Source organism: Oceanibaculum pacificum (assembly GCF_001618175.1).
GTDB classification, from domain to species: Bacteria; Pseudomonadota; Alphaproteobacteria; order Oceanibaculales; family Oceanibaculaceae; genus Oceanibaculum; species Oceanibaculum pacificum.
The window spans coordinates 1-20,358 of sequence record NZ_LPXN01000057.1 but is presented as its reverse complement, the minus strand read 5'-3'; the positions used below and the strand labels follow the sequence as shown (position 1 = coordinate 20,358).

The window sequence follows — 20,358 nt, the reverse complement described above, 5'->3', positions numbered from 1 at the left end:
CGGCTACATCGCCTGGGTGCGCACGAACTGGTTGCGCAGATGGTCGCCCGAGGTGGTGACTGGGTATTTCGCCGCCACGCCATCCGCGACACAGGAGTCGATACAGCGAATCTCCGCATCGTAATTCGGGTTGTGGAAGAACACGATGGATTGCCGCCGGCTGCCGGCCGCCTTGTCCATCGGCGGGTTGATCACCCGGTGCAGGGTGGAGACCCAGCGGTCGTTGGTCCAGCGGGCCATCAGCTCCCCCAGATTGATCACGAAGGTGCTGGGCACGATGGGCACGTCGACCCACGCGCCGGCCTTGTTAATCACTTGCAGCCCGCCGGGATTGGCCTCGGTCTTCAGGATGGTCAGGCTGCCATAGTCCGAATGCGCGCCGACGCGCAGCTGCCCCGGCTTCGGCAGGGTCTCGGGTGCTGGGTAATTGCGCACCCGCAGGCGGCTGATATGCCGGTCCACCTTGTCGTCGAAGAAGCGTTCCGGCATGTCCAGCGCCAGCGCGAAGATGCGCATCAGCACCACCGCCAGGTCGGACATGGCGCGGTAATAGCGGGTATAGACATCGCGCAGCCCGGCCGGCTGGGCCGGCCAGAGGTTGGGGTGGAAATGCCGGCCCGCGGCCTCGGCCGTGTAATAGGGCGCGTCGGTCACGTCGACCGGGCCGATCATCAGCGATTCGTTCAGATCGCCCGGCGCGTTTTCCTCGCCCCGGCTGCGCGCCACGCTTTCGGCCTCCAGCGGGATGTAGCCGCGCGTCACGTCCGGCGCCGGGCGCTTTACCGCCAGCTTCTCCGCCACCGGCAGATCGAAGAACAGCCGGGAGACCGCGTCGATCTCGTCGATCAGCGCCTGCGGCACGCCATGGCCGGAAATCACCAGGAAGCCGATATCCGTGCAGGCCTGGTCGACCAATTGGGTCACCTTACGCTTCTCCGCCGCTCCGCCGGTGCGGAACGGAGCGATGTCAATGACGGGTACCTGCAACAGCGGCTGCATGCGCGCTCTCCGGTTGGGGGGAAGGGTCACGGTCGCGGCCGCCGCCCAGATAGGCCTCGGCCAGGGTGGGGTCGTTACGCAGTTCCTCGGCGCTGCCGGCCTTCACGATGCGGCCATTCTCCAGCACCAGCGCACGGTCGACGACGGTCAGCGCCATGGCCGCCATCTGGTCGACCAGCAGGATCGTCATGCCCTCGTCGCGCAGCGTCGCCAAATCGCGATAGAGCCGTTCGACCAGATTGGGCGCTAGGCCCAGCGACGGCTCGTCCAGCAGCAAGATACGCGGCCGGGCCATCAGCCCGCGACCGATCGCCAGCATCTGCTGTTCGCCGCCGGACAGCAGGCCGGCGCGGCTGCCGGCGCGCTCGCGCAGGCGCGGGAACCGGTCCAGGATCGCCTCCAGCTCCGCCGCGTCGGGCCGGGCGCGGCGCGCGAAGGCGCCCAGCGCCAGATTGTCCATCACCGTCAGCTCGGGGAATACCTGCCGGCCCTCCGGCACCAGGATCAGCCCTTTCCGGGCGATCTCCGCCGCTCCCGCGCCGGCCAGGCTGTCGCCCAGGAATTCCACCGTGCCGCCGCTGGCGGGCAGCAGGCCCGACAGGGCGGCCATCAGCGTCGTCTTGCCGGCGCCGTTCGCCCCCAGAATGGCGACCATCTCGCCGCTATGGACGGCGAAGGAGATATCCTCGATCACCGGGGCGGCGCCGTAGCCGGCGGTCAGCTTCGCCACGTTCAGCAGCGCGTCGCGATCCGCCCGCCAGGCGCTCAGCCGGCCCAGATCGACCGTCGCCCCGGTGCCCAGGTAAGCCTGCTGCACGCGCGGATCGCGCTCGATCGCGGCGGGCGGGCCGGCGGCGATCACCTGTCCGGCGTCCAGCACCACGACGTGATCGGAAATGCCCATGACCAGATCCATGTCATGCTCGACGATCAGCACCGTCACCCCGGCATCGGCGATCTGCCGGATCAGCTGGCCGACCTTGCGGGTGTCGGCATGGCTGAGGCCGGCGGCCGGTTCGTCGAGCAGCAGCATGTCCGGCTTCATCGCCAGCGCGCGGGCGATCTCCACCAGCCTCCGGTCGACATGCGGCAGATCCTGTGTCGCCACATCCAGCCGGCCGCGATAGCCGACATAGGCCAGCAGCGCCCAGGCTTCCGCTATCTGGCGGCTGCCGCTGGGCGTCAGCCGCAGCGGCAGGAAGGGCAGACCCAGCGCGCCGCGCGGAAAGGCGATCAGCAGATTGTCCAAAACTGACAGATTGCCGAAAAGCTGGGTGGTCTGGAAGGTGCGGGCCAGCCGCTGCCGGGCGATGCGGTGGTTGCGCCAGCCGGCGACATTGCGCCCGCCCAGCATCACCTGCCCGGCATTGGGCACATAGAAACCGCAGATCAGGTTCAGCGCCGTGGTCTTGCCCGCCCCGTTCGGCCCGATCAGGCTGGTCACCTGGCCCGGCCTGGCCTCGAAGGACACGTCGGTTACCGCCTTTACCCCGCCGAAGGCGACGGTGAGACCGCGTATCTTCAACCCGCCGCCCGGCTCGCCGGCGAGAAACGCGGCCAGGTCGAGGGCGGTGGCGTTCACCGGCGCGGCGGGTTGGACGCGGCGGAACAGCCGTCCCAGCTCCCCCACCACGCCGCCGGGGGCGATCAGCAGCACGACCAGCAGCAGGAAGCCGACCAGCAGCAGACGGTATTCCGCCAGGTTGGACAGCATCTCCGGGATCAACACCACGATCAGCGAGCCTGCCAGCGGCCCCAGCACCGTGCCGGTGCCGCCGATCATCACCACCAGAACGAAGATGATGGAGGTCAGCAGCGGAAAGGATTCCGGGCTGATGAAGCCGGCCATCGGCGTGAAGAAGCCGCCGGCCATCCCCGCGAACCCCGCCGCCAGCCCGAAGGCGACCGTCTTCACCCACAGCGGGTTCAGGCCGAGCGAGGCGGCCGCCACCTCGGAGCCGCTGACCGCCTGCATGGCGAGGCCCCAGCGGCTGGCCTTCAGCGCCCAGAAACCCAGCAGCGACAGCGCCGTCAGCGTGACGATCAGCACCGCAAGGTGCTGCGGCGTCGCCATGCCGACGACAGGCAGGATCGGCGGCGTGCCGAGCAGCCCGTTGGCCCCGCCGGTCAGGCCGCGCGCCTCGATCAGGCTATGCTCGACCACGAAGGCGAAGGCGATGGTGACCATGGCGAGGTAAGGTCCGCTGAGCCGCATCGCCGGCAGCGCCAGCAGCAGCCCCGCGCCGCCCGCCAGCAGCGCGCCGAGCGGCACGGCAAGGCCGAAGGGCAGGCCGTACTCCATCGCCGTCAATATGCCGACCGCATAGGCGCCGATGGCGTAGAAGGCGATCTGACCGATGGAGATCTGCCCGGCCAGCCCCATCAGGACGTTCAGCCCGACCGCGACGATGGTAGTGAGGCCGATCAGCCCGATCACATAAGCCTGGTAGCCGTCGCTATAGGCGCTGAGCGCCACGGCCAGCGGCCATCCCAGCCCGGCGGCGAGCAGGCCCAGGGGTTTCGACGCCCTCATACCTTGTTCACCCCGGCGCGGCCGAACAGCCCGTGCGGGCGCAGCACCAGCAGGCCGATCACCAGCCCGAAAGTGAGGATGTAGGTGTAGCTGGAGCCGAACAGCGCGATCACCATCGCCTCGATGACGCCGAAGATCAGCCCGGCCGCCACCACGCCCCAGGGATTGTCCATGCCGCCCAGGATGGCGACCGCGAAGGCCTTCACCCCGAACAGGAAGCCCATGGTGGAGGAGACGGTGTAGAGCGGCGCGATCAGAATGCCCGCCACCCCGGCCAGCAGGGCCGACAGCCCGTAGGAGAACATAATCACCGCCGGCACGCTGATGCCCATGAGCTGCGCTGCCCGCGCATTCTGCACCACCGCCAGCATCGCCTTGCCATAGCCGGTATATTTGCTGGCCGCCCAGAAGGCGAGCGCGATGCCGATGCCGACCGCCGGGATGACGAGTTGCAGCGGCATGACGCCGGCGCCGAAGATCATCAGCGGCGCCTCGGCCAGCGCCGACGGCATGCCGCGCGGCTCCTTGCCGAAGGTGAACAGCACGATATTATCGACCAGGATGCCGGCCGCCACCGTGGCCATCAGCCAGGCGTCGGAATTGCGCTGGCGGAACGGCCGCACCGCGACACGCTCCACCAGCAGCCCATACAGCACGCACAGCACCAGCGACGCCGGCACCGCCAGCAGGATCGGCCAGCCGAAGGTGACCGCCAGCGAGTAGCAGAAAACCGCGCCCAGCATCATGCTGCTGCCCAGCGCGAAATTCACCGTCCGCGACACCGCCCAGGTGACGTGATAGCCCAGCGCCAGCAGCCCATACATGGAGCCGATGGCCAGGCCCGAGATCAGGCTGGAGAACAGCAGCACGGCCGGTCCTTCCGGTTACGCCGGGATCAATCGATGGGAACGATCTGGTCGCCCTTGAAGCGGACCATCACATAGTCCTTCTCGTTCAGCGCATCGTGCTCGGTCGCGGTGAAGGCCGGGTTGTAGGTCTTGATCAGCCCCTGGTGGCTGCCCAGCGATTCCAGCGCCTTGCGGATGGCGTCGCCATCGGTGGAGCCGGCCTTGTCGATGGCCTTGGCCAGCAGATGCATGGCGTCGTAGGCGTTGGCGGTGCCGACCGGCGCGATCACGTCGCCCGGGCCCTTCACGTCGCTATATTTCGCCATCAGCGCGTCCAGCACCTTCTTGCCGGTCGGGCTCTGTTCGCCGAAGAAGCTGTAGGTCTGGATGAAGTGCACCTTCTCCGCCGTCGGGCCGGCCAGCTCGGTGAAGCGCCCGCCGGAGATGCCCCAGTGCGACACCACCGGCACGTCCCAGCCCATGCGGTCCATCGACTTGATCATCTGCGCCGCCGGGGCGGCGTTGGACACCAGGATCAGCGACTTGGCGCCAGCCTGCTTCAGCCGGGTCAGCTGCGCCACCATGTCGACGTCGCTGGCCTCGAACTTCTCGATGCCGACGATCTTCACCCCCTGCTCCTCGGCCGCCGCCGTCAGACCGACCTGGTTCGATTCGCCCCAGGGGTTGTTGATCAGCATGAGGCCGACCTGATCGGCCGAGAATTTAGCCTTGGCGTGGGCGATCAGCGCCTTGTCGACCAGCACGTCCATCGCCGAGACGCGGAACACGTAATTCGGCTCCGCCTTGTTGCGGGTGATGCCGGTGCCGGCCGCCCAGACGCCCATGAAGGGCACCTTCTGCTGGTTGGCCAGCGGCACGATGGCGAAGGAGACCGGCGTGTCGATGCCGCCGAAGAAGGCGGCGACCTTCTCGGAGAAGATCAGCTCGCGCGCCGCCGCCACGCCCTTGCCGGGGTTGGATTCGTCGTCGCGGCGGATCAGCGCGATCTTCTTGCCGCCGAGAATGCCGCCGGCGGCGTTGATCTCCTCCATCGCGATGGTGAGGCCGCGGGTGATCGCCTCGCCCGACACGGCCGAGGTGCCGGAGAGGGCGGCGACCAGCCCCAGCTTCACCGTGTCCTGCGCCTGGACCGGCTGGAAGGCGGCGATGGCGGCCAGTGCCAGGCCACCCAGGGCGGCGCTGCGGAACAGCTGCCGGCGAGATGATGTCGGTGCGAAACCCATTGTCCCCTCCTGATGCGGAAAACCCCTCAGGGGCAATTCGCATGCCAAGAGCCCATACCGGGATATTTCAGCCGCAAAGCGCCGGCCCTGCCGCGGCTGCGGGGAAAAGCGCTGCCCAAAAGGGTGGCCGATGATTAATTCAAAGGCAGAAACGCCTGCCGATTGTCTGCGGCAAAACCGGCCTATTTCACGTATGATCGTTTCCGAAAGAAACGCACCGCCATGATTTTGGGAGGGGGCTGTGATGACCGTGAAATATGCATTCTGCGCCATGCTTTTGAGCGCCGTGAGCCTGCCGCTGGCGGCCCAGGCGAATACCGTGAAGGTGACGCCGCTGGGCAGCCATGACGGCGAATTCTGCGCTTTCGACCGGGCGATGGTGTTTGAGGATCCGGACGGCACGCGCATCCTGTACGATGCCGGACGCACCGTCGCCGGGGCAAGCGACCCGCGCCTCGGCAAGATCGACGCCGTGCTGGTCAGCCACATGCATGGCGATCATGTCGGCGACCGGCACACCTCGGCCGTCAATGCCGGGGCCTGCGGCAAGCCGGACATCTCCGTCGTCGCCCTGCCGAACACCGCCTCGGTGAACATCGCGGTGGCGAAGGGCTCGAAGATCGTCACCGGCAGCGAAATGCCCTCCTACTTCGCCAGCAAGCTGAAGGAAGTGGGCGGCAAGCCGGAGGATTCCCTGCTCGTGCGCTTCGGCGCGTCGCGCAAGGTGGGCGGGGTGACCATCACCACAGTGCCGGCCGCGCATTCCAACGGCATCGCGCCGGGCATGATCGGCGGTCCGTTCGCCGAGATGCTGGAGAAGGCCGGCCTGACCGCTTATGCCGGACCGCCGACCGGTTATGTGCTGACCTTCAGCAACGGGCTGGTGGCCTATCTGTCGGGCGACACCGGCGTCACCGCCGAGCAGAAGGTGGTTGTCGGCGAGCAGTACAAGGCAGCGCTGGTGGTGATGAATATCGGCGACACCTTCACCACCGGCCCGACCGAGGCGGCCTATGTGGTGAACGAGCTGATCAAGCCGAAGGCTGTCATCCCGTCGCATGTGAACGAGCCGGCGACCGAGAAGGGCGTGGTGCGGCCCGGCTCGCGCACCGACGTGTTCGCCAAGGCGGTGACGGTGCCGGTGCATCTGCCGCTCTCCGGCCGCACCATGGCCTTCGATGGCAAGGCGAGCTGCGTTTCCGGCTGCTGACGCGCGCCATTATCTCCAAGGCAGGGGCCGGCCATGCGCCGGCCCCTCTTTTTTCATGACTCGTTTCGATATTTTTGCTATTCTCAAAATATGGAAACGATAATCGCCATTCAACGACTGACCGCGCTGGCCCAGGAAACCCGGCTGGCGATCTATCGCCTGCTGGTGCCGGCGGGCGAGGATGGGCTGGCCGCCGGGCTGATCGCGGAGACGCTGGGCGTCTCCCCGGCCACGCTTTCCTTCCACCTGAAGGAGCTGGACCGCGCCGGCCTGATCACCGCGCGGCGCGATGGACGGTCGATTTTCTACGCCGCCGACTATGACGGCATGCGCGACCTGCTGTCCTTCCTGGCCGAGGATTGCTGCCAGGGCAGGCCCGAGCTCTGCGCGCCAATCTCCTGCCTGCCCGCCACCAAGGGAAGCCGCGCATGACCGTCCGCATTGGCATTAACGGCTTCGGCCGCATCGGCCGGCTGGCCCTGCGCGCGCTGACGGAGCGCGCCGCGACGCTGGGCGATCTTGCCGTCGTGCATGTGAACGAGGCCAAGGGCGACAGCGCCACGGCCGCGCACCTGCTGGAATTCGACAGCGTGCATGGCCGCTGGCCGGTGCCGGTGGCGGGCGATGCCGAGGGGTTGCTGGTCGACGGCCGGCGCATCGGCTACAGCAACGCGATAACGCCGGGCGATGCGCCCTGGCAGCGGCGTGGCGTCGATATTGTGCTGGAAGCGACCGGCAAGTTCCGCACCACCGATGCGCTGGCCCCGTATTACGAGATGGGGGTGCGCAAGATCCTCGTCGCCGCCCCGGTAAAGCAAGGCGCGCTGAACATCGTGATGGGCGTGAACGACCATCTGTATGAACCACAGCGCCACCATTTGCTAACGGCGGCGTCCTGCACCACCAATTGCCTCGCCCCGCTGGTGAAGGTGATTCATGAAGCCATCGGCATCCGGCACGGCAGCATCACCACGATTCACGATGTCACCAACACCCAGACCATCGTCGATGCGCCGCACAAGGATTTGCGGCGCGCCCGCTCCGCGCTGAATTCCCTGATCCCGACCTCGACCGGCTCGGCCACCGCCATCGGAGCGATCTTCCCGGAGCTGCAAGGCCGGCTGAACGGCCTTGCCGTGCGCGTGCCGCTACTGAACGCCTCGCTGACCGATGCGGTGTTCGAGGTCGAGCGTCCGACCGACGCGGCCGAGGTCAACGCGCTGTTGAAAGCCGCGGCCGAGGGGCCGCTGGCCGGCATTCTGGGCTATGAGGAACGGCCGCTGGTGTCCGCCGACTATCTGAACGACACACGCTCCGCCATTGTCGACGCGCCCTCGACCATGGTGGTGAACGGCACCCAGGTAAAGATATACGCCTGGTACGACAATGAGATGGGCTATACTCACCGCCTGGTCGAGCTGGCGGCCAAGGTCGCCGCGGCGCTGCCGTCATGAGTGCCGATATCCGCCGCTACGCCATCGTCACCGCCGGCTATTGGGGCTTTACCCTGACCGATGGCGCGCTGCGGATGCTGGTGCTGCTGCATTTCCACACGCTGGGCTATACGCCGTTCGAGCTGGCACTGCTGTTCCTGCTGTACGAGTTGGCCGGCATGGCGACCAACCTGGCCGGCGGCTGGGTCGGCGCGCGTTTCGGGCTGAAGCTGACGCTGCATCTGGGTCTGGCCTTGCAGATCGCAGCGCTGGGCATGCTGGCGCTGCTCGATCCCGCCTGGCCGCTGGCCTGGTCGGTCGCCTATGTGGTCGCGGCGCAGGGGCTGGCCGGGGTAGCCAAGGATTTGACCAAGATGAGCGCGAAGAGCGCCATCAAGCTGGTGGTGCCCAGCGGGCAATCCGGGCGGCTGTTCCGCTGGGTGGCGCTGCTGACCGGCTCGAAGAACGCGCTGAAGGGCGTCGGCTTCTTCATCGGCGGCGCGCTCTTGGCGGCATTCGGCTTCGAGAGCGCGCTGTGGATCATGGCCGGCGGGCTGGGGCTGGTGCTGCTGGCGACGCTGATCTTCCTGACCGGCGATCTCGGCCGGATGAAAAGTAAGCCGGGCATCGGCGCGCTCTTGGCCAAAAGCGCGGCGGTGAACCGGCTTTCGGCGGCGCGCTTCTTCCTGTTCGGCGCGCGCGACACCTGGTTCGTGGTCGGCGTGCCGGTGTTCCTGTACGACGTGCTGGGCTGGAGCTTCGAGCAGGTCGGCGGCTTCCTGGCGCTGTGGATCATCGGCTATGGCGCGGTGCAGGCCGCCGCCCCGGCGCTGGTCCGCCGGTCGGTGGACGGCACCTCCAGCGAGGTCGGCGCGGCGCGGCTGTGGGCCTTCATCCTGGCGCTGCTGCCGGCCGGCCTGGCCTTCCTGCTGACCCGCCCGGATATGCTGGCGCCGGACCTGGCGATCATCCTCGGGCTCGGGCTGTTCGGGCTGGTCTTCGCCATCAACTCCGCGCTGCATTCCTACCTGATCCTGGCCTATGCCGATGCCGAGCGCGTGGCCCTGGATGTCGGCTTCTACTACATGGCCAATGCCGGTGGCCGGCTGCTCGGCACGCTGCTCTCCGGCCTGGCCTATCAGGCGCACGGCATCGCCGGTTGCCTGCTGATCGCCGCCCTTCTGGTCGGCTTTAGCTGGCTGCTGTCGCTGCGATTACCCAGAACCGTCTCGACCTGAGGAGGAAACCATGACTTCCGAGCGTCCCTACAATGTCCTGTTCCTGTGCACCGGCAATTCGGCACGCTCGATCCTGGCCGAGGCCATCCTGAACGTCGACGGCAAAGGCCGGTTCCGCGCCTTTTCCGCCGGCAGCCATCCGAAGGGCTTCGTACATCCGCGCGCGCTGGAGACGCTGGAATCGCTGGGCTACGAGACGGCGCCGCTCCATTCGAAAAGCTGGGATGTGTTCGCCGCCCCGGACGCGCCGCGCATGGATTTCGTCTTCACCGTGTGCGACCGGGCGGCGGGCGAGACATGCCCCGTTTGGCCCGGCACCCCAATGACCGCCGTATGGGGCATCGAGGATCCGGCGGCTGTAGAGGGCGAAGAGGCCCAGGCGCGCGCCTTCTCACAGGCCACCCGCTATATGAAGAACCGGATTTCCGCCTTCCTCAGCCTGCCGCTGGCGTCCATCGACCGGTTGTCGTTGCAGACCCGGCTACGCCATATCGGCACGATGGAAGGCGCGTCCCGCATCGACCCGGACGTCGCCTGACAATACTTCGCGCCCGCGACGGATTTATCCGCCGACAGCGTTCAATCATCAGGTTCGAAGTCCCTATGGAGGCTTCCCATGATGATGAACAAGCGCAGGATTCCGACGACCGGTGACCCACCCGACGATGCCGCGCTTATGCTGCGGCTTCGCCGGCTCTACCCAGTGCCCGACGATACGCCGCCGGAACTGCTTGCCCTGGCGCGCCGGGTCGAGCGATTACTCGCCGAACGCTCGACCGCCCCGAGCCCTGGGCCACAATCGCCCTCCCGTCCGCCCGGCAAGCCGCGCCGGACCGATGAATGACCACGCCCCTGCACGGTTTTTCATCAGACCGGGCTCATTTGCGCTCAAAGCCTGATCAATTTCCCCCGGCACATGCTCCCCGACACAATAGTTGTAGTTGAAACTATTGGCCTTACGGCTTTTGGCATGGGGCTTGCGGTGCATGGCTGCTCCGCACCGTCGAAGAGAGGCGACGGCGCATCGGCTTCACGGCCGCGCGCAACATTCATGGCAGAACTGGGGGTCGCGATATGTTCAAACCATCCACGAAAACCGCCGTCACGACGGCAGCCGCTATCGCCTTCGTCGCGGCGGCCGCCTTGCCGCATGCCGCTTTCGCGGCTGACGTGCTGCGCATCGGCGCGCCGCTGGCGCTGACCGGCGGCCTGGCCGACGAAGGCAAGAAGCAGGAGGCGGTCTGGCAGCTCTGGCTCGACAAGCTGAACGCCGCCGGCGGGGTGAAGGTCGGCGACAAGACCATGAAGGTCGAGATCATCAAGTACGACTACCAGACCGATGGCAAGCGCGCCGGCCAGCTGGCCGAGAAGCTGATCACCGACGACAAGGTGGATTTCCTGACCGCCCCCTTCGGCTCCGGCCACACCAAGATCATCGCCGCCGTGACCGAGCGCTACCAGGTGCCGCTGCTGGCCTGCGTCGCCTCCTCCGAATCGGTGTATGACCAGAGCTTCAAATACCTGTTCGGCACGCTGGCCCCGAACAGCGGCATGACCGACGCGATGGCCGCCCTGTACAAGGAGAAGCTGCCGACTCTGAAGAAGGTCGCGATCTACGGCCGCGACGACGTGTTCCCGAAATCGATGGCGACCTCCATGGCGACCTCCGCCAAGGCGGCGGGCATCGAGGTGGTCTATAATGAGCTGTACGCCGTCGGCACGATGGACCATTCCGCCGCCATCTCGGCGATCAAGTCGACCGGCGCGGACTGGATCTACATGACCGGCTACACCCAGGATCTGATCCTGGGCCGCAAACAGCTGAACGATCTGGGCGTGAAGGCGCCGATCGTCACCATGGTGACCGGCCCGGCCTACCGGGAGTTCACCGACGGGCTTGGCGACCTGGCCGATGGCGTCACCAGCTCCACCTGGTGGCACCATGCCACGGCCTATACCGGCGCCGCCGGGGTGTGGCCGTCAACGGAAGCCTTCTACAAGGATTTCACCGCCGCCTTCAAATCCGACCCGGACTATGTTCACGCCTCCTGCGCGGCGGCGGCCGATGTGCTGGTGAACGCGGTGCAGAAGGCCGGCGGCACCGACAAGGCCAAGGTGCGCGACGCGCTGGAAGCCACCGACATGCTGACCTTCTACGGCCCGATCAAGTTCGGCCCGAACCACATGAATCTCGGCCGCGACATGCCGATCATCCAGGTGCAGGGCAAGGACATCAAGGTGCTGTATCCGGCCAGCATCGCCAATGCCGAGATGAAGCTGATCAAGTAAGCCACGCCTGACTGACGACTGACCGAGCGGCCGGGGGAGAGAACCGCCTGTTCCCTCCCCCGCTTCCGCCTCATCCGCTACGGGTCGCGAAAGGGTATCGGCCGTGGACCTTCTGCAAATCCTCGTCAACGGCATCGTGCTGGGCGCGCTCTACGCCTGCATCGCCGTCGGCTTCTCGCTCGTCTGGGGCGTGTTGAACGTGATCAACATGCTGCATGGCTCCTTCATCATCCTGGGCGGTTATCTCACCTTCTTCGCCTGGTTCCATCTGGGCGTCGACCCGATCCTGGCGCTGCCGGCGGTGGCCCTGCTGCTCTATGCGCTGGGCTATGCGCTGCAATATCTGTTCATCAACAAGGTCGTGACCTCGCCGGTGCTGACCACGCTGACGCTGACCTTCGGCCTGGACATGATCCTCTACAACCTTATGACCGTGTATTTCACCGCCACGCCGCGCCGGGTGACGCTGGACATGGGCAGCGCCGACATATTGGGCGTGGTGATGCCGATGGACCGGGTGCTGGGCATGGGCCTGGCCTTCTTCCTGACCGGGCTGCTCTATCTGGTGATGCGCGGCTCGACCATCGGGCGGGCCATCGTCGCGGTGCGCATGGACCGCCAGGCGGCGGCCCTGATGGGCATCCGGGTGAACAATATCTACGCCATCACCTTCGGCATCGGCGCGCTGATGGCGGGTGCGGCAGGCGCCGTGTTCGCCATGGTGTTCCCGGTGACTACGAATCTGACCGGCACCTTCCTGGGCAAGGCCTTCGTGATCTGCGTCATCGGCGGGCTGGGCAGCGTGCCCGGGGCGCTGGTCGGCGGCATCGCGCTGGGCGTTATCGAAAGCTTCGCCGGCTTCCTGATCGGCCCGCAGCACGCCATCACGCTGGGTTTCGTGCTGATGCTGGTGCTGCTGGTGGTGAAGCCGACCGGCCTGATCGGCGTGAAGGGGTACGAATAATGCCGACACTCTCCCGTCCGCTGCGCTACGCAGCCCTGGCCGGCTGGTTCGCGCTGCTGGCCGTCACCCCGTTCATCGCGGATAATTACACCGTGCGCGTCGCCATCACGGTGGCGATGTATTCGGCGCTGGCGCTGTCCTGGAACTTCATCGGCGGCTTCGCCGGCTATCCCTCCTTCTCCACCGCTGCCTTCTTCGGGCTGGGCTGCTATGTCGGCGCGCTGTCGCAGCGCCACGGCGTGCCGCTGGTGCTGGCCTGGCTGCTGGCGACGCTATTCGTCACCGCCTTCGCCGCGGCGCTGGGGACGATCATCCTGCGCCTGAAGGGGCATTATTTCGCCATCGGCTCCATCGCCATCGTCGAGGTGGTGCGCCTCGTCATCTCCTCCTGGGGCAGCCTGACCGGCGGCGGCGACGGGCTGAACGTGCCGCTGCTCTCGGGCGGGCCGGACCGGGTGGCGTCGACGGTGCTGTACGTCATGCTGGGGATCATGCTGCTGGCCTTCATCGCCACGCTGCTGGTCGACCGCTCGCGCCTTGGCTTCGGGCTGCGCTGCATCAACCAGAACGAGGACGCGGCCGACATGGTCGGTATCGACACCACGCGCTACAAGATCCTCGGCTATGCCCTGTCCGCGCTGTTCTGCGGCACGGTGGGCGCGGTCTACGCCTCCTGGGTCGGCTATATCGACCCGACCGACAGCTTCTCCATCCTGCTCACGGTGAAGGTGCCGGTGATGGTGCTGCTGGGCGGGGCGGGCACGGTGTTCGGGCCGATCGTCGGGGCCGGGCTGTTCGTGCTGCTGGAGGAGTTCTTCTGGGCCAATTTCCTGGAATGGAACCGCGCCATCCTGGGCGGCATCATTGTGTTCCTGATCTTCTTCCTGCCCAGCGGCATCCTGAAGCTGGATTACCGCCGGCTGTTCCGTCGCAAATCCCCTGCTGACCGGGTGGAGGCAGCATGACCGAGATACTGCGCCTGGAGAACGTCAGCAAGGCGTTCGGCGGCATCCGCGCCGTCAACGACGTCTCCTTCACTCTGAGCGAGGGCGAGATTGTCGGGCTGATCGGCCCGAACGGCGCCGGCAAGACCACGCTGGTCAATCTGATCACCGGCGTGCACAAGCTGACCGGCGGCAAGGTGATCTTCGCCGGGCAGGATGTCAGCCGGCAGAAGCCGTTCCAGGCGGCCCGGCGCGGCCTCGCCCGCACCTTCCAGATCGTCCAGCCCTTCCCGGCCATGACGGTGCTGGAGAATGTCGCCGCCGGCTCGCTGTTCGGCGGCGGCCACGCGGCGATGGGCGCGGCGCTGGACGCCGCCCGGCAGGAGCTTGATTTCGTCGGTCTCGGCCCTGTCGCCGACACGCCGGCCGCCCTGCTCAGCCTGCCCAACCGAAAGCGGCTGGAGCTGGCCAAGAGCCTGGCGATGAAGCCCAAGGTGCTGCTGCTGGACGAGGTGAATGCCGGGCTGAACGCCGCCGAGATCGACGGCGCGCTCGACCTCATTCGCAAGATCGCGGCGCGCGGCATCACCATCGTCATCATCGAGCATCTGATGAAGGTCGTGCTCTCGGTCTCGCAGCGCATCCTGGTGCTGCATCATGGCGAATTGATCGCGCAGGGCGACCCCACCGCCGTGGTCAACGATCCGCGCGTCATCGAGGCCTATCTGGGGGCTAAATTCGCCGCCCGCTTCGGTACGGCTGCCAGCACGAGCCAGGGAGCGACCAGCCATGTCTGAGGCTTTTCTGACCATCCAGTCGCTGCAATCCGGCTATGGCGACGTGCAGGTGCTGTGGGACATCTCGGTCGCGGTGGAGCATGGCGGCATCACCTGCATCGTCGGCTCCAACGGGGCCGGCAAGACCACCCTGCTGCGCACCATCAGCGGCCTGTTGAAGCCCCGGGCCGGCAGCATCAAGCTGGCGGGGGAGGAGATTGGCGGCCTTGCGCCCGATGCCATCCTGACGCGCGGCATCGCCCATGTGCCGGAGGGCCGCCGCCTGTTCAAGGGCCTGTCGGTGCACGATAATCTGCTGCTGGGCGCCTATCTGCGCCGCGACACGCCGGAGATCGAATCCGACCTGAATTTCGTCTACGACCTGTTCCCGATCCTGAAGGAAAGGCGGCGGCAGGACGCCACCACCCTGTCCGGCGGCGAGCAGCAGATGTGCGCCATCGGCCGCGGCCTGCTGTCGCGCCCGAAGCTGCTGATGATCGACGAGCTGTCGCTGGGTCTCGCCCCACGCCTGGTGGAGAAGCTGGGCGACGCGCTGATCGAGATCAACAAGACCGGCCTGACCATCCTGCTGGTCGAGCAGGATGTGATGACCGCCTTCGACATCGCCCGCCATGCCTTCGTCATCGAGACAGGCCGCGTCTCGATGGCCGGCACCACCGCCGATCTCGGCCAGAACGCCCGCATCCGCGAAGCCTATATGGGCATTTGAGGATTGCCTAATCCATGAGCGAATGACGCCGAATTAATCGGCGCGCATGGGGTGCCTCGGCACCCCATTTGCATTCATAGAGGCTATAACTGTTGCATTTACGACTATTTGCCGAAGCCCGATAAACTGGCATGCGGATTGCTGCTCTTTCCAATCCGGCCGCCAGGGGAAAACGCGGCCGCCCGCGCCGTTGCCCGGGCGCGGTCAAACAGGGAAAGGCACGAACATGCAACAGCAGAAATCCCGCAGGCTCCTTCGCTCCGCCGCACTTGCCCTCGGCCTGTTCGCCGGCCTTGCCGGTGCGGCGCAGGCGGCCGATGCCATCCGCATCGGCTCGCCCCTGGCGCTCACCGGCGCGCTGGCGTCCGAGGGCGCCAAGCAGAAGCTGGCCTACGATCTGTGGCTGAAGCGGATCAACGCGGTCGGCGGCATCCAGGTCGGCGACCGCAAGCTGCCGGTGGAGCTGGTGACCTACGACTACCAGACCGACGGCAAGCGCGCCGGCCAGCTGGCCGAGAAGCTGATCACCGACGACAAGGTGGATTTCCTGACCGCCCCCTTCGGCTCCGGCCACACCAAGATCACCGCCGCCGTGGCCGAGCGCTATGGCGTGCCGATCGTCGCCGTCGCCTCGTCGGAGCCGGTGCACGATCAGGGCTTCCGCTTCCTGTTCGGCACCCTCGCCCCCTCCAGCGGGCTGATCGACGGCATGCTGGACGTGTTCCGCAAGGCCAAGCCGGATGTGAAGAAGATCGCCATTCTGGGCCGCGACGACGTGTTTCCCAAGATCATGGCCAGCCTGATGGCAAAGGGCGCGGAGAAGGCCGGCCTCAGCGTCGTCTATAACGAGCTGTACCCGGTCGGCACGATGGATCACGCCACCGCCATCACCAGCATGAAGTCGGCGGCGCCCGACTGGATCTACGTCACCGGCTACACCGCCGACCTGGTGCTGGTCGCCAAGCAGATGTCCGACCTGGGCCTGAAGGCCCCCATCGTCACCATGATCACCGGGCCGGCCTACAAGGAGTTCGTGGATACGCTGGGCCCGCTGGCGGAGAACATCACCAGCGCCTCCTGGTGGCATTATTCCGCCGCCTATGAGGGCGACGACGTGTTCGGCACGACCAAGGCGTTCTACGACGAGGTGCTGGCCGCCTCGGGCCAGGAGCCGGATTATGTGCACGCCTCCTCGGCCGCCGCGCTGATCACCCTGCAGAAGGCCATCGAGAAGGCCGGCACGCTGGACCGCGAGGCTGTCCGCAAGGCGCTGACCGAGCTGGACATCAAGACTTTCTACGGCCCGATCAAGTTCCGCGCCGACGGGCTGAACGACAATCGCGACCTGCCGATCATCCAGATTCAGGGTGGCAAGCCGGTGGTGCTGGCCCCGGCCGCCATCGCCTCGGCCGAGATGAAGCTGAATTGACGCTAAGGGACAATCGACCATGACCGGCAGTCTGACCGCGGCGGAAGTCGCGCATTTCCAGTCGCAAGGCTATTTCGTGAAGAAACGCGCCATCTCCGCCGCCCATGCGGCGGAGTTCCGCGCCCGCATTGAAGCGTTCGAGGAAACGCTGGGCGAGGATTGCAATGTCCGCATGAAGATCAAGGCGCATATGGTGTCGCCCTGGATGACCGATCTCGCCCGGCATCCGGCAATCCTGGATGCGGTGGAATCGCTGCTGGGGCCGGACATCCTGCTGTTCGGCTCCTCCATGTTCGCGAAATCGGCGCAGAGCAGCAAATTCGTCTCCTGGCACCAGGATTCCGCCTATTACGGGCTGACGCCGAACGATTCGGTTACCGTCTGGGTCGCCTTCACGCCCAGCAACAAGGCGAATGGCTGCCTGCGGGTGCTGCCCGGCTCGCATCTCGGCCCGGAATACGAGCATGACGAGACCTACGATCCGCAGAATTTGCTGGCGCGCGGCCAGACCATCCACGGGCTGGACGACGACAAGGCGGCCTATCTGGAGCTGGAGCCGGGCGAGTTCTCCATGCATCATGTCCGCACCGCGCATGGCAGCCTGGGCAATTTCACCGACGACCGGCGCATCGGCCTGGCCTTCTTCTATATCGGCGCGCATGTCGCCTCGACCCTGGGCCGGCGCACGGCGCTGCTGGTGCGCGGCGAGGACAGACACGGCCATTGGGACGCCGACCCGGTGCCGCGCATCGATCTGGACCCCAAGACCCTGCAATTCCTGACCGATATGTGGGGCCGCTATCAGAGCAAGGAAATCCAGCAGGCCGCGAAGGCCGGGCGGGTCTAGCCGATATCCAGCGTGCCCGGCATCGGCCCCCAGCCGCCCTCTACCCGCTCGAAGATCGGGGCGGCGAAGGCGCCGCGCACCAGCGGGGCCAGGGCGGGATTGCGCTCGTTCAGCCGGGCGCGCCAGGCCACGCCCTGGCGCATCGCCACGATCACGGCGGCGACCTCGCATTCCAGCCGGCCAAGCAGTTCCAGCACCGACAGCAGCGTGGTGCCGCTGGACACCGCATCGTCGACCAGCGCGATGCGCCTGCCGCGCAGGCGCGGCAGCATGTTGGGATCGATGAAGACCGATTTGGCGCGGTCCGGGCTGGTGATCGACCGCACCGGCTCCGACAGCTCGTCGCGATACCAGAATTTCCGCGAATACCCCAGCGGCAGGTAATGCGTATGACCGAGCAGCCGGGCGACCAGCGGCGCGAAGACCAGCCCCAGCGTCGGCACGCCGACGACCAGCTCCGCCCCGGCGTCGCGCGCCTGTCGCGCCATGAAGCCGGCCAGCGCATCGGTAACCGTGAAGCTGGCCTGGTTGGCGATCAGCGAGGCGACAGCCCGGCTGCCATCCGGCAGGCGGCGCAGCGGGAGCACCAGAAACCGCCCGTCCGGCAGGCGCGCGGGATAGCCGTAGCGATAGGGCGGCGTCGCCTGCCCCGCCGGATCGTCCGCCGGCAGAATTTCCTGCCAGAAGCCGGTGGTCGGCTTGACGAAATCATCCTGCTCCGGCGGGATGGCCATGGATTTACCTGTGCGCGATGAGGATGGAATGATCGAAGGCTGGCAGGCGGTGGCCCGGCTCGACGCGCTGACGCCGGGCAAGCCGCGGGAAGCGCTGGCCGGCGGCCGGCTGGTGGTGCTGCTGCGCCAGGGCGATGCCGTGACGGCCTATCAGGGGCTGTGCCCGCACCAGGCGGCACGGCTGGGTTTCGGCCGCATCGCCGATGGCTGGCTGCACTGCCCGCATCACCAGGCCCGGTTCAATCTGGCCGACGGCGCCTGCGGCCCCGGCTGGCGGCTGCCGGCGTTGCAGCGCTTCGCCACCCGCATCGAGGATGGCGTCATCCTGCTGCCCGATCCGCTGACGCCGCTGGAATAGCCCTATTCCGGCCACGGCGCCACGCCCCGGCCGATCAGCCCTTCGGTGCCTTTCTCCCCCACCATGCCGAGCATCACGCCGAGGCAGGCGCGCGGGCGCGTCAAATCCAGCCCGACCTTCACCCCCGGCAGGGCCGGATGCGGGCCGATGAAGGCGTCATGCGCCGCTTCGGTGAAATAGGCCGCATCGACATGATCCTTCAGCCCCGCCAGATCGGGCGCGAAGCGCAGGCAGGCCGCCCCCAGCCCCAGCGCGTCGATCACCGCGCTGTCGCCGATGGCCGGCAATGGCTTCGATTCCGCGTGTCCCGGCATGCGGCCGCCGATCGGGCGGTTGGCCGGCCGGACGATCCAGCGATCCGGCTCGCCCGCCAGCTTGTAGCCGTGCTGCACCCCGTTGCCGGCGCTGGCCACCACCATCCCGCTGCCCGGCACCCCTGCCCCCGCGCCGATCATCAGCGCGGCCGCCGCCATGATCACATTCAGCACGAACTGGTTGGCCTGGGTGAGATAGGCCTCGCTCTCCGGTTTCAGGCCGGGGCCGAAGAAGCCGCGCACTTCAGCCTGGGCGGCCATCACCCTGCCATGCAGATCGTCGCCGCCGGCCAGCCCTTTGGCCAGCACCGGCAGCAGCGGCGTGGGCTTCAGATTCGCCGCCAGGTCCGCGCCGATGCCCTCCGTCAGGCTGCGCAGCAGCGCCAGCCCCGCCGGCCTTCCGGTGCCGAGCCGCAGGCAATCCGGCAGCGGGCCGTCATTCAGCGGCGAATATTTCACTGCCCCGGTTTTCGCATCGCTCACCCCCAGGCAATAGACGCTGGGGCCGAGGATGAAGGCCAGCGGCGTGACCACGCCAATATCCTGCGCCGGCGACAGCCTCACCGCGCCGGAGGACAGCGCCTTGGCGGCGGCTTCCGGCGTATCGGCCCAGCCTTCATGCAGGATCACCGCAAGGGCGCTGTTGCGCATCGGCGCCGGCAGCGGGCCGGCGAAGGGCGGGCCGGCATGAAACAGCGTCTTTTCCGGCAGGCCCGGCACCAGCGCGCCCAGCGGCGCGATGCGGCTGAGAACAGGCTCGACGGCCAGCAGCCGTTCGTAGGATTGCAGGGTGGCGGGCGTCGATCCGGTCAAAGGCTTCTCTCTTCGCTTACAGGGACGTCAATCGACGGCGTCCGATCCGTCTTGCAGGGAATCCTTGGCGTCGATGATGCGCATCATCAGCGCGACGAGCTGCGCCTGCTCGCCCGGCGGCAGATCCTCCACGGTGCGCAGATGCGCCCGCTCCGCCTTCGCGTCGACGCGGTCGAGCAGCGCGCGGCCCTCGTCGGTCAGCACGGTGAGCCGCACGCGGCGATCCTTCGGCGCGACCCGGCGGCGGATCAGCCCGCGCTTGCGTAGTCGCTCCAGAATGTCGGCCATGTTGGTCTTGTCGATGGCCACCGCCCGGGCCAGCGTGGTCTGGTCCACCGGCCCGGTCTGCGACAGGGCCGACAGCACGGAATACATGATCGGGGTGATCTTCTCCTCGCCGATCTCCTGGGTGAACAGCGCGGTGTGGATCTGGTGCAGCCGCCTGATCAGAAAGCCCGGCCGGCCTTGCAGCGGCCCGCCGCGCCAGGTGTGGTCCTGGTCGATATCCTGGGTTTTTCCCGCCTTTACGACAGACATGTCTTGTCCTGTTCTTATCGTTAATGACGGGTCCAACATCAGCGCGACTTCACCGCGACCGCAAGAAGCGTTTGACCATGCCGGCCAGCGAGGCGGCCAGCAGCGCCAGCCCGGCCAG

Annotated in this window: 21 protein-coding genes; 14 read left to right on the top strand and 7 right to left on the bottom strand. The window is 67.1% G+C overall.

Features of this window, described 5'->3' with window-relative positions:
• Positions 1 to 3 precede the first annotated feature (3 nt).
• From AUP43_RS04475 to AUP43_RS04460, 4 genes are read right to left on the bottom strand one after another with little or no spacing between them, the layout of a single operon-like run.
• Entirely contained in the window at positions 4 to 999 is a 996-nt protein-coding gene (locus AUP43_RS04475) for an isopenicillin N synthase family dioxygenase (RefSeq protein WP_067553181.1), read from the bottom strand.
• Positions 968 to 3,532: a branched-chain amino acid ABC transporter ATP-binding protein/permease gene (locus AUP43_RS04470; protein ID WP_084462561.1), complete on the bottom strand. Its 2,565-nt coding sequence runs from the start codon at positions 3,530 to 3,532 to the stop codon at positions 968 to 970. The genes AUP43_RS04475 and AUP43_RS04470 overlap by 32 nt, the downstream gene beginning before the upstream one ends.
• A complete protein-coding gene (locus tag AUP43_RS04465; protein ID WP_232314873.1) occupies positions 3,529 to 4,401 on the bottom strand; it encodes a branched-chain amino acid ABC transporter permease in 873 nt (290 codons plus the stop codon). Before AUP43_RS04465 ends, AUP43_RS04470 begins: the two co-directional genes overlap by 4 nt.
• A 26-nt stretch (positions 4,402 to 4,427) precedes the next feature.
• Positions 4,428 to 5,624: an ABC transporter substrate-binding protein gene (locus tag AUP43_RS04460; protein ID WP_067553179.1), complete on the bottom strand. Its 1,197-nt coding sequence runs from the start codon at positions 5,622 to 5,624 to the stop codon at positions 4,428 to 4,430.
• 244 nt (positions 5,625 to 5,868) lie between these two features.
• On the opposite strand from AUP43_RS04460, the gene AUP43_RS04455 reads away from it, so the two are divergent.
• The 13 genes from AUP43_RS04455 (at position 5,869) to AUP43_RS04400 (ending at position 17,484) form a co-directional block, all read left to right on the top strand.
• Entirely contained in the window at positions 5,869 to 6,834 is a 966-nt protein-coding gene (locus AUP43_RS04455) for an MBL fold metallo-hydrolase (protein ID WP_067553177.1), read from the top strand.
• A 90-nt stretch (positions 6,835 to 6,924) separates the two neighbouring features.
• On the top strand, positions 6,925 to 7,266 hold the full coding sequence (locus AUP43_RS04450) for an ArsR/SmtB family transcription factor (RefSeq protein WP_067553175.1): 342 nt from the start codon (positions 6,925 to 6,927) through the stop codon (positions 7,264 to 7,266).
• Positions 7,263 to 8,288, top strand: coding sequence for an ArsJ-associated glyceraldehyde-3-phosphate dehydrogenase (locus AUP43_RS04445; RefSeq protein ID WP_067553173.1), 1,026 nt, complete (start codon positions 7,263 to 7,265; stop codon positions 8,286 to 8,288). The genes AUP43_RS04450 and AUP43_RS04445 overlap by 4 nt, the downstream gene beginning before the upstream one ends.
• Positions 8,285 to 9,505: an organoarsenical effux MFS transporter ArsJ gene (gene arsJ / locus AUP43_RS04440; RefSeq protein WP_067553172.1), complete on the top strand. Its 1,221-nt coding sequence runs from the start codon at positions 8,285 to 8,287 to the stop codon at positions 9,503 to 9,505. The genes AUP43_RS04445 and arsJ overlap by 4 nt, the downstream gene beginning before the upstream one ends.
• 10 nt (positions 9,506 to 9,515) lie before the next feature.
• Positions 9,516 to 10,043, top strand: coding sequence for an arsenate reductase ArsC (locus tag AUP43_RS04435; RefSeq protein WP_067553170.1), 528 nt, complete (start codon positions 9,516 to 9,518; stop codon positions 10,041 to 10,043).
• A 78-nt stretch (positions 10,044 to 10,121) separates the two neighbouring features.
• Positions 10,122 to 10,349 (top strand): hypothetical protein, encoded by a 228-nt coding sequence (locus tag AUP43_RS18920; protein ID WP_157089230.1) that lies wholly within the window; start codon positions 10,122 to 10,124, stop codon positions 10,347 to 10,349.
• Between the two features lie 230 nt (positions 10,350 to 10,579).
• Positions 10,580 to 11,794 carry an amino acid ABC transporter substrate-binding protein gene (locus AUP43_RS04430; protein ID WP_067553168.1) on the top strand — a complete coding sequence of 405 codons (1,215 nt, stop codon included), beginning with the start codon at positions 10,580 to 10,582 and terminating at the stop codon, positions 11,792 to 11,794.
• 103 nt (positions 11,795 to 11,897) lie between these two features.
• Positions 11,898 to 12,758: a branched-chain amino acid ABC transporter permease gene (locus AUP43_RS04425; RefSeq protein WP_067553166.1), complete on the top strand. Its 861-nt coding sequence runs from the start codon at positions 11,898 to 11,900 to the stop codon at positions 12,756 to 12,758.
• Positions 12,758 to 13,723: a branched-chain amino acid ABC transporter permease gene (locus AUP43_RS04420; protein WP_067553164.1), complete on the top strand. Its 966-nt coding sequence runs from the start codon at positions 12,758 to 12,760 to the stop codon at positions 13,721 to 13,723. Before AUP43_RS04425 ends, AUP43_RS04420 begins: the two co-directional genes overlap by 1 nt.
• Positions 13,720 to 14,499 (top strand): ABC transporter ATP-binding protein, encoded by a 780-nt coding sequence (locus tag AUP43_RS04415; RefSeq protein ID WP_067553162.1) that lies wholly within the window; start codon positions 13,720 to 13,722, stop codon positions 14,497 to 14,499. The genes AUP43_RS04420 and AUP43_RS04415 overlap by 4 nt, the downstream gene beginning before the upstream one ends.
• Complete coding sequence (locus AUP43_RS04410) at positions 14,492 to 15,208, top strand: ABC transporter ATP-binding protein (protein WP_067553160.1); 717 nt, start codon at positions 14,492 to 14,494, stop codon at positions 15,206 to 15,208. The genes AUP43_RS04415 and AUP43_RS04410 overlap by 8 nt, the downstream gene beginning before the upstream one ends.
• 226 nt (positions 15,209 to 15,434) lie before the next feature.
• Entirely contained in the window at positions 15,435 to 16,637 is a 1,203-nt protein-coding gene (locus AUP43_RS04405) for an amino acid ABC transporter substrate-binding protein (RefSeq protein WP_067553158.1), read from the top strand.
• A 19-nt stretch (positions 16,638 to 16,656) separates the two neighbouring features.
• Positions 16,657 to 17,484 (top strand): phytanoyl-CoA dioxygenase family protein, encoded by an 828-nt coding sequence (locus AUP43_RS04400; RefSeq protein WP_067553156.1) that lies wholly within the window; start codon positions 16,657 to 16,659, stop codon positions 17,482 to 17,484.
• On the opposite strand, the gene AUP43_RS04395 is transcribed toward AUP43_RS04400, so the two are convergent.
• The gene (locus AUP43_RS04395) at positions 17,481 to 18,218 is read right to left on the bottom strand and encodes a phosphoribosyltransferase (RefSeq protein WP_067553154.1); all 738 of its coding nucleotides are present in this window, start codon (positions 18,216 to 18,218) and stop codon (positions 17,481 to 17,483) included. The genes AUP43_RS04400 and AUP43_RS04395 overlap by 4 nt on opposite strands.
• Here AUP43_RS04395 and AUP43_RS04390 point away from each other — a divergent pair.
• Complete coding sequence (locus AUP43_RS04390; protein WP_198154824.1) at positions 18,217 to 18,576, top strand: Rieske (2Fe-2S) protein; 360 nt, start codon at positions 18,217 to 18,219, stop codon at positions 18,574 to 18,576. The two genes, AUP43_RS04395 and AUP43_RS04390, sit on opposite strands and share 2 nt — an antisense overlap.
• 2 nt (positions 18,577 to 18,578) lie before the next feature.
• Here the strand turns inward: AUP43_RS04390 and AUP43_RS04385 are convergent, their stop codons facing one another.
• Positions 18,579 to 19,703, bottom strand: a complete 1,125-nt coding sequence (locus tag AUP43_RS04385) for an oxamate carbamoyltransferase subunit AllG family protein (protein ID WP_067553150.1) — start codon at positions 19,701 to 19,703, stop codon at positions 18,579 to 18,581.
• A gap of 27 nt (positions 19,704 to 19,730) precedes the next feature.
• The gene (locus tag AUP43_RS04380) at positions 19,731 to 20,240 is read right to left on the bottom strand and encodes a MarR family winged helix-turn-helix transcriptional regulator (RefSeq protein WP_067553148.1); all 510 of its coding nucleotides are present in this window, start codon (positions 20,238 to 20,240) and stop codon (positions 19,731 to 19,733) included.
• Positions 20,241 to 20,358: the final 118 nt, after the last annotated feature.